The 11,524-nt window shown below is 45.8% G+C and carries 13 protein-coding genes; 2 read left to right on the forward strand and 11 right to left on the reverse strand.

Going from position 1 to position 11,524, the window contains the following annotated elements:
• The 8 genes from A2517_RS02905 to A2517_RS02940 form a co-directional block, all read right to left on the reverse strand.
• Positions 1-817 (reverse strand): FGGY family carbohydrate kinase (locus A2517_RS02905; RefSeq protein WP_294893950.1); only part of this gene is annotated, 817 nt, incomplete at its 3' end.
• Positions 814-1,017, reverse strand: a complete 204-nt coding sequence (locus A2517_RS02910) for a hypothetical protein (RefSeq protein ID WP_294893952.1) — start codon at positions 1,015-1,017, stop codon at positions 814-816. The genes A2517_RS02905 and A2517_RS02910, both read right to left, overlap by 4 nt.
• A 108-nt stretch (positions 1,018-1,125) precedes the next feature.
• A complete protein-coding gene (locus A2517_RS02915) occupies positions 1,126-2,082 on the reverse strand; it encodes a thiamine pyrophosphate-dependent enzyme (RefSeq protein WP_294893954.1) in 957 nt (318 codons plus the stop codon).
• Between the two features lie 9 nt (positions 2,083-2,091).
• On the reverse strand, positions 2,092-3,315 hold the full coding sequence (locus A2517_RS02920; RefSeq protein WP_294893956.1) for a 2-oxoacid:ferredoxin oxidoreductase subunit alpha: 1,224 nt from the start codon (positions 3,313-3,315) through the stop codon (positions 2,092-2,094).
• On the reverse strand, positions 3,315-3,731 hold the full coding sequence (locus tag A2517_RS02925) for a 4Fe-4S dicluster-binding protein (protein WP_294893974.1): 417 nt from the start codon (positions 3,729-3,731) through the stop codon (positions 3,315-3,317). The genes A2517_RS02920 and A2517_RS02925 overlap by 1 nt, the downstream gene beginning before the upstream one ends.
• 10 nt (positions 3,732-3,741) lie before the next feature.
• Positions 3,742-4,299 carry a pyruvate flavodoxin oxidoreductase subunit gamma gene (locus A2517_RS02930; RefSeq protein ID WP_294893958.1) on the reverse strand — a complete coding sequence of 186 codons (558 nt, stop codon included), beginning with the start codon at positions 4,297-4,299 and terminating at the stop codon, positions 3,742-3,744.
• A 122-nt stretch (positions 4,300-4,421) separates the two neighbouring features.
• Positions 4,422-5,066 carry an HAD family hydrolase gene (locus tag A2517_RS02935; protein WP_294893960.1) on the reverse strand — a complete coding sequence of 215 codons (645 nt, stop codon included), beginning with the start codon at positions 5,064-5,066 and terminating at the stop codon, positions 4,422-4,424.
• Positions 5,063-6,562 carry a peptide-binding protein gene (locus tag A2517_RS02940; RefSeq protein WP_294893963.1) on the reverse strand — a complete coding sequence of 500 codons (1,500 nt, stop codon included), beginning with the start codon at positions 6,560-6,562 and terminating at the stop codon, positions 5,063-5,065. Before A2517_RS02940 ends, A2517_RS02935 begins: the two co-directional genes overlap by 4 nt.
• A 97-nt stretch (positions 6,563-6,659) precedes the next feature.
• Between A2517_RS02940 and A2517_RS02945 the strand changes: the two genes are divergently transcribed.
• Both A2517_RS02945 and A2517_RS02950 read left to right on the forward strand, forming a co-directional pair.
• Positions 6,660-8,552 carry an LTA synthase family protein gene (locus A2517_RS02945; protein WP_294893965.1) on the forward strand — a complete coding sequence of 631 codons (1,893 nt, stop codon included), beginning with the start codon at positions 6,660-6,662 and terminating at the stop codon, positions 8,550-8,552.
• Complete coding sequence (locus A2517_RS02950) at positions 8,549-8,980, forward strand: heme-binding domain-containing protein (protein ID WP_294893967.1); 432 nt, start codon at positions 8,549-8,551, stop codon at positions 8,978-8,980. The genes A2517_RS02945 and A2517_RS02950 overlap by 4 nt, the downstream gene beginning before the upstream one ends.
• Positions 8,981-9,036: 56 nt before the next feature.
• Here A2517_RS02950 and rpsI read toward each other — a convergent pair whose 3' ends face one another.
• The 3 genes from rpsI to A2517_RS02965 all read right to left on the reverse strand — a co-directional run.
• The gene (gene rpsI / locus A2517_RS02955) at positions 9,037-9,426 is read right to left on the reverse strand and encodes a 30S ribosomal protein S9 (RefSeq protein ID WP_294893969.1); all 390 of its coding nucleotides are present in this window, start codon (positions 9,424-9,426) and stop codon (positions 9,037-9,039) included.
• A 9-nt stretch (positions 9,427-9,435) separates the two neighbouring features.
• On the reverse strand, positions 9,436-9,858 hold the full coding sequence (rplM, locus tag A2517_RS02960; protein WP_182729598.1) for a 50S ribosomal protein L13: 423 nt from the start codon (positions 9,856-9,858) through the stop codon (positions 9,436-9,438).
• Positions 9,859-9,939: 81 nt separating this feature from the next.
• The coding region (locus tag A2517_RS02965) for a 3'-5' exonuclease (protein WP_294893972.1) at positions 9,940-11,524 on the reverse strand (1,585 nt) is incomplete at its 5' end.

Below are 11,524 nucleotides of genomic sequence, written 5' to 3' on the forward strand. Positions count from 1 at the left end.
GGATATTGACCACCTGCTGCCAAAAGCTCCCTCCAAGCACCACCGCATCACCGAGCTTCGACGCTCCTAATCCTGCTGTGCCTATCTGAACGTCCCCGCCTCCCATCACCACGAGGGTATCACGGCTTAGTCCGGTTTGGGCAGAGGCCTCTGCACTGATATGACCTAACACCTCTCCGCTCTCGCGTATCGGGACAAATAGATCTTTCAGCCCGCATCTCTCGAACTCAGCTTTATCCCAAGTACGATTTTTCAGGCTAAAAGCTCCCGCTGTTCCCGCATTGGAAGGCTCAGACGCTAGCTCCCCGCTAAGCTTGAAAAGTATCCAATCACTGATCATCGTAAAATAGCGGGCTTTCTCATACACTGAGGGACGATTGTTTTTCAGCCACAGCAGTCTCGGTGCGGCAGAGAGGGCAAAGGTTTGCCCGCTGATAGCATAGCTCTCTCTTTCTAATGCTGGATATTCTTTTTTGAGATACGCAACTTCCGCACCTGAGCGACCATCGACATTCGCTACTCCCCATATCTCACGGTTATCGCCATCATAAACGACAATCCCCTCGCGCATACTCGAGGCAGAAACCGCCGCGATCTCGGCAGGGCTGATCCCTGAAGCAGTGATAGATTCTCGGATACACCGCTTAGCAAGTTCCCATCCACGTACAAAATCAAATCCCATCGATCCCACAATACCTGACTCGGCAATATGCTCCCACTCGTACTGTGCTATGGCAATTTGGTTTCCGAGGGTATCGAAAATAATGGCGCGGATACTTCCCGTTCCCGCATCGAGTACGAGAAAGTAACGGCTCACCGTAACTCTTTCATATTCAAAAAGAGCTCCATTGGGAGGCGCTTTTCTATAGTTCCCTCTATAGGACGGATATCAACGTTACAAATCGATTCTTTGAGTTCTTCGGCAAGTTTAAGCAACTCTTCTTTACTTTCGCGCTTTGCGATGCCCCGTGCAGAGCACCCAGAGTTATTTAAATGGTTATAGGTCATACGATACATGATTCAATCCAAAATAGTTATTTTGGTAAAAGAAGCAAAGAGAGTTCCAATAATATAAAAAAGATTATTTAAAAGTATACGGAGGAAAAAGAGGAAGAGCAGGTGTCGTTAGACGCCTGCCTCTTCGCGACGTTGGAGATAATCCCATTTTGCATCGACACGTGTTTGCCACTCATCGATAAGGTATTCGTATTGTTTGGTGAAAAGGTGTTTAAAACGCCCTTGTGCACCAAGATAATCACGTACCGGAATAATATTTTTCGGACGGTACGTGATGTTTAGCTGTGTTCCATTAATAATCTCATACAATGGGAAAACCAATGAATCGGTTGCCAAATCAGAGATAGAGATGGTATCTTCCGGAGCAAATTTCCACTCCGTCGTACACGCTGACATCGCATTGATATAAACGGGACCCTCAGCTGCAAACCCTTTTTGGATTTTAGCCACCATGTCTTTCCATTTGTTCGGAGCAACTTGAGCTACGTAAGGGGCACCGTGTGCCGCCATAATGGCCATCATATCTTTTTTGTTACGTTTTTCACCGTAGCTAACACGTCCTGCAGGAGTCGTCGTTGCCGATGCACCGATCGGAGTCGAACTTGAGCGCTGTCCACCTGTATTTGCATACACTTCATTGTCCAAACAAACGTACATCATGTTGTGTCCGCGTTCAAAACATCCTGAAATCCATTGGAATCCGATATCGTACGTCGCACCGTCACCGCCGAATGCAACAAATTTAGGGACACGATCCGGTTGTTTCAAACGCCCTTTGGTTTTAAGCGCTTTATACATCGCTTCCGCACCCGCTACCGCAGATGAGCCGTTTTCAAATCCGATGTGAATCCATGATGCATCCCAAGAGGTATACGGATAAACTGCCGTACATACTTCCAAACATCCTGTTGATGCTGCAAGAATCAAATCGTCATTAGTAGCATTGAGTACTTCACGAACGATAATCGAGTGAGCACAACCCGGGCAAAGAAGGTTAGCCCCTTCAAAGCGATCCGCCGAAGTGGAGAAGTCTTTGAGGTTTTTAATTTTTTTCATTTCTGACATTGGGGCTCCTTAGAAAAAAGAGAGTTTCGGTCCGCGAAGACCGATGTATTGTTGCAATGGAGTGGTTACTTTACCAGCATCCGCATTTGCTTTGAGATCCGTGAAGATACTCACTAAGTGTGCTTTGGTCAAATCACGTCCGCCCAATCCGTAGATATAGTTCGTAAGAACTGTTTTCGTATCGGTGTTGAACAATGACCCTGAAATCTCATTGAATAAGGCTCCAACAGTACCATGCGGGCTTGAACGATCCAATGCCGCGATCGCTTTAACATCTTTCAATACGGCTGCGATTTGCTCTAGCGGCCACGGACGGAAAACGCGGATACCGACGACACCCGCTTTGATTCCATGCTGAGCACGCATCTCTGCGGCTACTTCACGCGCCGTTTCTACCGATGTTCCCATACATACAACCGCTACTTCAGCATCGTCCATATTGTAAGTTTCAACAAGGTTGTATTTTCGTCCACTCAATTTTTCAAATTCGGCAAACGCCGCTTCAATTTTAGGGATAACCACTGTCATCAGGGCATGTTGTTGACGTGCTTTGTGCTCGAAATGCCAATCTTCTTCCGTTTGAACCCCATGGGTTACCGGATGATCCAAATCAAGCATGTCATTCATCGGTTTATACTCACCAACAAAATTGAATGCTGCCTCATCGCTCAGAGTATGAACCCCTTGCGCTGTATGAGAGGTCATAAATCCGTCTTGGTGAACCATTGCCGGCAAACGAACATCATGATCTTCAGATACTTTGAAAGCGATGAAGTTCAAATCGTACGCCTCTTGCGGGCAATACGAATCGAGTTGAATCCAGCCGCTGTCGCGTCCCATATACATATCAGAGTGGTCACCGTTAACGTTAAGCGGCGCACCGATAGCACGGTTTACAACATTCAAAACGATCGGCAAACGCATTCCAGATGCAGAATACAACGTCTCTACCATCAAAGCAAACCCTTGCGAGCTGGTAGCCGTTGCGACACGTCCCCCCGCAGCTGCCGCACCGATACAACATGACATTGCACCATGCTCAGATTCGGTCATAACAAATTCGCCGTCTACATAGCCGTTTGCCGTAAATCCGGCATAATTTTCTACGATAGGGGTTGATGGAGTAATCGGGTATGCAGCAACAACATCCACTTGCACTTGGCGAAGCGCATGGCTCGCTGCCATATTACCGTCCCAAACCTCGATATCGCGTAGTTCCATAGTATCAGCCATTAGTCTTCCTTTGGTTCTTCTGATTGGTCTTTTTTCTCTTTTTTAGGCCATTCGGCAAGTGCCGCTTCTTCATCTTTTTGTTCTGAGAACATCAAAAGAGATTTCGGGTTTGTAGGACAAACCTGAACGCAGATCCCGCACCCTTTACAGTGGTCAAAATCGATACCGACCATTTTTTTATCACGTGAAATGATCGACATATCAGGGCAATATACCCAGCAAAACTGACAATCGATACAATAATCTTTGTTGAACAAAGGTTTTTCAATACGCCAATCCGCTACGCTCGCCGTAAATGAGCTTGATTGTGAGTAGGGGCGGTTTTCGGGAAGTGTTGTTGCGATATCCGTTACGGCTCCGTCAAACGTTCGGAGCATGGCACCGATTTCGAACTCATCCCATCCTTTTTTTTCCATCATGTGCTCCTTATTTCACTTCATCATACGCGCGTTGAATCGCGATCATGTTGGCATCGATAATTTTTTGTGGCAATTTTTTAAGTACACGAATCATATTCTCTTTGAAAAAATCCATGTCATACATTCCCGATATTTTCATCAACGCACCCAACATAGGGGTATTAGGTATCGCCTTTCCGATCGTCTCCTGAGAGATTTTGATACAGTCAACGGTATACACTTTTTTACCGGCAAGCTTCGGTTGAGATGCAACCAACTCCTCCGTACTCATATGTGTTGTAATAATGTAAGTTGTATTCTCTTTTTCATTTGCCGTAATGTCTGCAACGTATACCAATGCAGGGTCGATAACCAAAACATAGTCAGGACTCATAAATTTTTCGTGATTTAAAATGACTTTGTCATCGACACGATTGTACGCTGTCATTGCAGCTCCACGTTTTGCTGATCCGTAAAACGCAAATGCCTGTACATGCTTACCGGTGGTAGATACAACATCGGCTAGACCTTTTGCACCGGTTACGGCACCTTGTCCGGCTCGACTATGCCATCGAATCTCTAGCATGAATTCTCCCTCTGACTTAAGTTTAAGTTGAATTTTATCAATACGTGTATTCTATGAAAGTTGCTCTTAAATGTAGCTTTTCAGTCGTTGTGAGCTGCAAAACCAAAGATAAAATGTTACTTTCATCCCCTCTGCGCGATATATTTTACCGCTTCAAGAGCATTGGGTTTTATAATATCTGTTAATGTTAGCAATTGTTCTGCATTATCGTATCCGCTCGTAACAGCGACACATTTTATTCCGGCACGATTGGAAGCTTCTATGTCAAGTCGGGTATCTCCGATCATCCACACACTCTGTATAGGATTTCCCATCTGCTCAAGTGCTTTAAAAATTGGTTCGGGATGAGGCTTTGGATTGTCAACATGCTCACGTCCTACCAAAACCTCGAAATAGTGCATCATCTCAAAATACTCCATCAGTTCACGCGAATAAAGCCCTGTTTTTGTCGTCACAATTCCTAAACGGGCAAACAAGGAGGCTTCATGCACTGCTTCCAATGCTCCCGGCAATAACATGGTCTTTTGCCGTGAAATTTCCCGATAATAGAGTTTATAGGTCGCCACGTGCGCATCAATCGCTTCGGATTCAACTCCGACACCCTCAAACATCGTCTCCAAAGTATGCCCTATCTGCGAGGTGATCATCGCATCGCTGATGCCGCTTTCAGACCCATGGGTTCGCAGGGAGTGGTGAAAACTCTCCAAAATCGCTTCGGTCGAATCGATCAGCGTCCCGTCTAAATCAAATAAAATCACTTTTTTCATTTTTTTTCCCAATCGATATAATTTTCCCAAATGCCGTTAATACTCGGTTTTATCCCTTTGATCGATCGGCTATAGACATTGATCTCATTAGGGATCACCAAAAAGAGATACGGGTTATCCCCTGCAATTTGAGCAAAAATTTGCCGCTGCAAGGAGGCAATCCTCTCCGGATCGGTCGAATTTTCCATCTGTTCTATCAGAGTGTCGGTACGCGCCGAATGGTACCCCACAAGATTAAACCCTCCGGGAACATCGCTCTCAGAGTGCCAGAGAGCATACGGATCGGGGGTCAGCGACAGGGACCACCCCAACAACACCGCATCAAATTCTCTAGGGGCTACCACCGTATTCAAAAACGCCTGCCACTCCATCACCCGAAGTGTCACTTTTACCCCGATACCATGAAGCTGCTGCTGCAAAATCTCGGCGGCATACGGACGGATCGCATTCGAGTTTGACGTGGCAATCTCAAATTCCAGCGGATGAGCGGCATCGTACCCTGCGGCTTTGAGGAGCGCTTTTGCTTTTAGCAAATCACGCTTGGGAGCTTTGACACTTTCATTAAATCCTTTGCTTCCCGGCAAAAAAGGGCCGGTACAAACCTTGCCATGCTTTAAAAACAATACGTCGATCAAAGCCTCACGATCAATCGCCAAGGAGAGAGCTTCTCGGACTCTGGAATCTTGAAACTTTTTCAGCCTGAGGTTAAATCCCAGATAGGTATAACTATGGGAGGGGAGTTCCAACGTTGCAAATTTTTGATGAAACGATCTGTCCAACTGCCGTTCATACTGCATCGGCTCCAGTGAACTTACATCGATTTGACCCGATTTCAGCATCAGAAATCGGGTCATCGGGTCGCTGATGACATGAAAGACAATTTTCTGAATCTTCGGAGGATGCTCGAAATAATTCGGGTTGGCTTCCAAAACAATCTGTTTGGAAAACTCCAGCTTTTTCAGGATATACGGCCCTGTTCCGATAGGCGCGGTATTGAATCGTGAACCCATTATATCTTTTTCATTTTTGAGAATATGACTTGGGACAATCCCCATCATCCATATTTCCAACGCTTTAAAATAGGGGGTTTCATACACGACGCGAAGGGTATACTCATCAATGACTTTGACCGCTTTAATAACCCTGAAATCGGAAGCGTAGGGGGTTATGGTCGTCGGCGATTTAATCAGATTATAGGTGAACAAGACATCCCTAGAGGTAAATGGCTTACCGTCATGCCATTTTACCCCGCGACGAAGCTTGAACTCGATCTCTTTCGGAGTGATAAAACGGTAGGACTCGGCCAAATCCCCGATGATTTTGTGACCACTCTCGTCGTATTTGACAAGAGAATTAAAAACAAATCCGGCGATAGACGAACTTGCCGAATCGGTGGCAATCAGAGGGTTAAGACGTGCAGGGTTAGAGGAGGCACTTAGATGAAGTGTCGATGCGATGAGCCAAACACTCTGTAAAAGAAGTAGTAAAAGTTTCAATCCGTGCTCATTTTTTAGGTGAGATTATAGCATTACTCGAGAGTTATCTATTTATACCCTATAATTGCGTATCATTAATTATTAGGAACCTGACTGTATGCTTCGTGAACTCCTCAAAATTTATCTCCTGTTTATCGCACTCTTTTTTCTCGGACGGCTGGGACTGTATGGCCTCTACTTCGATCGTTTAGAGGATATCAGCTTTAGTGAATCGCTGTTATCGTTTCTGTACGGGTTAAAACTCGATACAATGGCCGCTTCGATCATTCTTATCATTCCGGCTCTTTTGCTCTCCATTACCCCTCAGGTTCTCGCGAAATATGTAGGACGCTTTCTGAACGGTTACGTCCTTATTTTTCTACTTATCGCTTTGTATATCGAAAATGCGACCTTCCCGTTTGTCGCTCAATACGATGTCCGCCCGAACTACCTTTTTATTGAGTATCTCAAATACCCCCAAGAGGTCACCTCGATGATCCTCAAAGAGTATCCGTTGCAATTGGCTGTTGCACTCGGGATGCTCATTGTAATGGCGTGGGGGTATCTCCGTTTTTCACCGCTGCGTTTGGTTGAAGCGATCCAAACACCTCTATGGAAACGGCTCCTTTTGTTTCCGATTGTAGTTGCCGTTCTTTTCATCGGAATCCGCTCCTCATTCGGTCATCGCCCAGCCAACATCTCCGATGCCCTCTACAGCACTAACCGTATGGCAAACGAAATTGCCAAAAACTCCCTCTACTCCATCGGATACGCCTACAAGAGCTATACCAGAGAAGAAAATTTGGTGAAGCCGTACGGGAAAATAGGGCTTAGCGAAGCGTATGCACGGGTAGGGGCAAAGCTCCATCTAATTGGGAGCGGTGAACGCCCCTTTAGCCGCCTTGAACCGACCCATTTTCCCTCTCAAAAACCTAAAAACCTCGTCATATTTATCCAAGAATCGATGGGGAGCCAATTCGTAGGATTTAGCGGAGGGGACGCTACTATCACCCCGAACCTCGAAAAGCTTTCCCATGAGGGGATCGCTTTTACCAACCTCTTTAGCAACGGGACGCGCAGTATCCAAGGGTTGGCGGGGATGAGTTCGGGATATTTGCCGCTTCCGGGTGAGGGGGTCGTAAAGCGTAATAAATCCCAAAGCGATTTTTTCACCGTCGCGTCTCTTCTCAAACCGCTTGGCTACAAATCGAGCTTTATTTACGGCGGCGAGGGGCGATTTGACAATATGCGCAGCTGGTATATGGGGAACGGCTTTGATGAAGTGATCGAACAAAAAGATTATGAAAACCCTGGTTTCGTCAGTACATGGGGGGTCAGTGATGAAGATTTGGTCCTCAAAGCGAACGAAAAATTTAAAGCACACGCCCTCAAAGGAGAAAAATTTGTCAGCGTGATGTTCTCATCCTCCAACCACTCTCCGTTTGAACTGCCCGAGGGAAAAATAGATTTTATCTCCGGAAAACCGAAACAGGGGGTCGAAAATGCGGTTAAATACGCAGACTTTGCCATCGGACGTCTTTTTGAACTTGCCAAAAAAGAGTCGTATTATAAAGATACCGTTTTTGTCGTCGTTGCCGATCATAATATCCGCGTCTACGGGGATGATCTTGTCCCCGTCACTATGTTTCATATTCCCGCCCTTATCATCAGCGAGGGGATAAAACCTCAAAAATATGAGACCCTCTCCACCCAGCCCGATGTCTTAGCCACCGCGTTGGATCTTATCGGTGTCAATCTCACCTATCCTATTTTAGGTCACTCCATTTACGGTGATAAAAAGCAAGAGGTAGCCCTGATGCTGTTCAATGATAGTTTTGCCCTTCGCCACCATAATAAAGTCGCGATCATTCAACCCAACAAAGGGGCCGAAACGTTTATCTATGAGAAGGATCGCCTACTCCCGGTAGCTCATGACAAAGAGCTCGAACGTGACGCGTTGGCGTTTGTAACGGTCATGGATGATATGTACAATAAAAAGCTTTACCGATGAAGAAACTACTCTATTGGGGATTGGGGAGCGCGATACTACTGCAGTTCATCAGACCCGATTTTCATAATCCGAAGGTGGATGACGCTGCTGCGTTACATACGGATGCAAAGACGATGAGTATACTCAAAACCTCATGCTACGACTGCCATTCAAGTGAAACAGTATACCCGTGGTACCACAATGTTGCTCCACTCTCTTGGGTGATGTCCGCCAATATAGAAGAGGGACGAGCGGCACTTAATTTTTCACATTGGGAAGCCATAGATACTAACGTAAAGTTAGAGCGATTAGAGCGTGCAAAAAAACTGATTAGAAATGAGATGATGCCAAAAAGCGACTATCTTTTGATGCATGAGAATGCTGTTTTAACGAATGAAGATAAAAAAACGCTTGAACAATTTTTTGATTCAGAAATAAAAAAGCTGTAGAGTTTATACAAAAAGAAGAGAAGAAAATCTTTTCCCAAAGAGGGAAAAGAGAACGATTAACGTTTTGAGAATTGAGGAGAACGACGCGCTTTGCGTTTACCCGGTTTCTTACGCTCAACGATACGTGAGTCACGTGTAAGCATACCAAACGGTTTCAAGATAGCACGGAAAGACGGATCAAATGTGCAAAGTGCACGAGAGATACCGTGACGAAGTGCATCAGATTGTCCTGAAAAACCACCACCCATAGTTGAAGCAGTGATGTCTACTGATGTATCTTGTTTAGTCAAAGAAAGCGGTTGAGTAACACGCAATTTTTTTGCTTCAAGACCACCGAGCCATGCGTCGAGGGAAAGACCGTTTACAGTGATTTTACCTGTACCCGGAGCAAGCCATACTTTAGCGATCGAAGATTTTCTTCTGCCGGTTGCATACGTTTTTGCCATCGTTTATCCTTACTTAGCGATCTGTGCAGAGTGAGGGTGTTCAGCACCTGCATAGATTTTTAGTTTTTTCAACATCGCACGACCTAATTTTGTTTTAGGAAGCATACCGCGAGCTGCGAGTTTAAAGAGTTTTTCTGGGTTAGTCGCCAAAAGCTCTGTCATTTTTACACTTTTAACGCTACCGAAGTAACCGCTGTGCGTGTGATATTCTTTTGTAGCCAATTTTCCGCCACCGTTAATTACGATTTTAGATGCATTGATAATAATAACAAAGTCACCACAGTCAACATTTGGTGTAAAGTAAGGTTTGTCTTTTCCGCGAAGACGGGCAGCAACATCAGTCATCAAACGACCGAATGTTTTCCCTTCTGCATCGATCAAAACCCATTTACGGTCGATTTGCTCAGGTGAAGCAATTTTAGTAAATTTCATCTTGAGTCTCCTTCTAAAGTCTCTATAAATAGTGGCGCAATTGTACCAGCTTAAACTTATAATCTGCTTAAATTAAGTTTTTTATAAGCACTTAATCCATTCACACCGATCATCCAAGAGATAACACAAATATCCCTCGGTTTCGCCACCTGTGGATAGGCGTATCGCTTCGCAATAACGGGTGACCTGTTCGCGATGTTTCTGTTCCTCTTCGCGTCCGCTTTTGTAATCGATGATGACCCACCCTTTTTCACCCTCTACCAGAAGATCAATGACCCCGAGATTCCCCTTATGGCGTATCATCTGCTCTTTACGCACATTCCCCTCTATTAAGCGGTGAAACGTTTCATCGCCGATCAAAAACCCTACTCTCTTTTCAATCTCTTCCATCGCACCGAGAGCGAGCACTGCACCATAACGGTTGCGGGTTGACTCAAGTGCGATAGTGAGGGATGCAGAGGTAAAATCTCCCATCATCTCTAGCGTATAGTGAAGTGCCAGTCCAAATTGAACCGCCGCATAATCGTGTGTTGCCTCTTTATGAGCCCGGAGAGTCGCTTCTTGTGTACCGAACACTAACCCTTTAAAAGGGGCTGCTTTTATCGGTTCCGCAGGGGAGGTTTTTTGTGTTTGTACCTCTAACTCTCCCCGCACCGATGCAGTCAATTCCAACGGATCAAACCATGAGCTTTTCATTTTGGTTATCACCATCAGTGATTCCACGGCACGGGTCAATGCCACATACAGCGCGTTAAGCTGATCTTCATCCGAAGCTCTCTTCTCCGCCTCCAATGCCTTAGCGTAGTCAGGATCAAGTGCTTCACGCCCTTTGATACGATAATGGATCCCCCGAAGCTGCGCCCCCTCATACTCATAGACGATAGCATCGTTATGGCTTCTCGCCGTTCCGAGTCGATCGAGGACAACAACGTGCTCAAACTCCAGCCCTTTGGACTTGTGTACCGTCATAATCCGAATCCCTTTAAGATCACTCTGAGGAGAGGTGCTTTCCAATCGGTCAATCTCAAAAACGACCTCTTCGATATCACGATATCCCCGCAGCACTTCGATAAACATCAGAGCACTTTTATCCGCAATACGAAATCTTCGAACAAAGGCGATAGCAGCGGTCGATACCTCATCCATACCCATTCGCTCGATCTGCTCACTCTGAACTCCGAGCAGTGCCGCACAATTAGCGCGGTAGATCGACTCACCGAAATAGCAAAAGCGAAGATACTCGATAATAGCGCGGACACTCCGCTGTGCTATAAGACGCGCGGTCGTCTCGGTCACCACATCATATCCCCTAGCACTCAATGCCTCTTCCACCGCACTGCCGTCTTTGTTGGTCGCTGTCAAAACAGCGATCTCTTCGGGAGCGACCCCTTTAGTGATCAATAATGCAATATGCGCACTGAGGGTTTCGAGGAGATCATCGCTGCTTACCACCTCGACATATCCTCCGCGCAAACTTTGCGGACTTTGTTGAGGAATATACCCCTTGATTTTTCCCTCAAAAGAACGGTTGACAAAATCGACGATCTCACTGCGGGAGCGATAGTTCACCTTAAGCGGTTCCAATCGTACATCGAACAATTCGGCAACTTGGTGAAACAGCGCGCTCACCCCTCCGCGAAAACGGTAAATCGATTGTTTTACATCT

Source organism: Sulfuricurvum sp. RIFOXYD12_FULL_44_77 (assembly GCF_001830725.1).
Classification (GTDB): Bacteria; Campylobacterota; Campylobacteria; order Campylobacterales; family Sulfurimonadaceae; genus Sulfuricurvum; species Sulfuricurvum kujiense_A.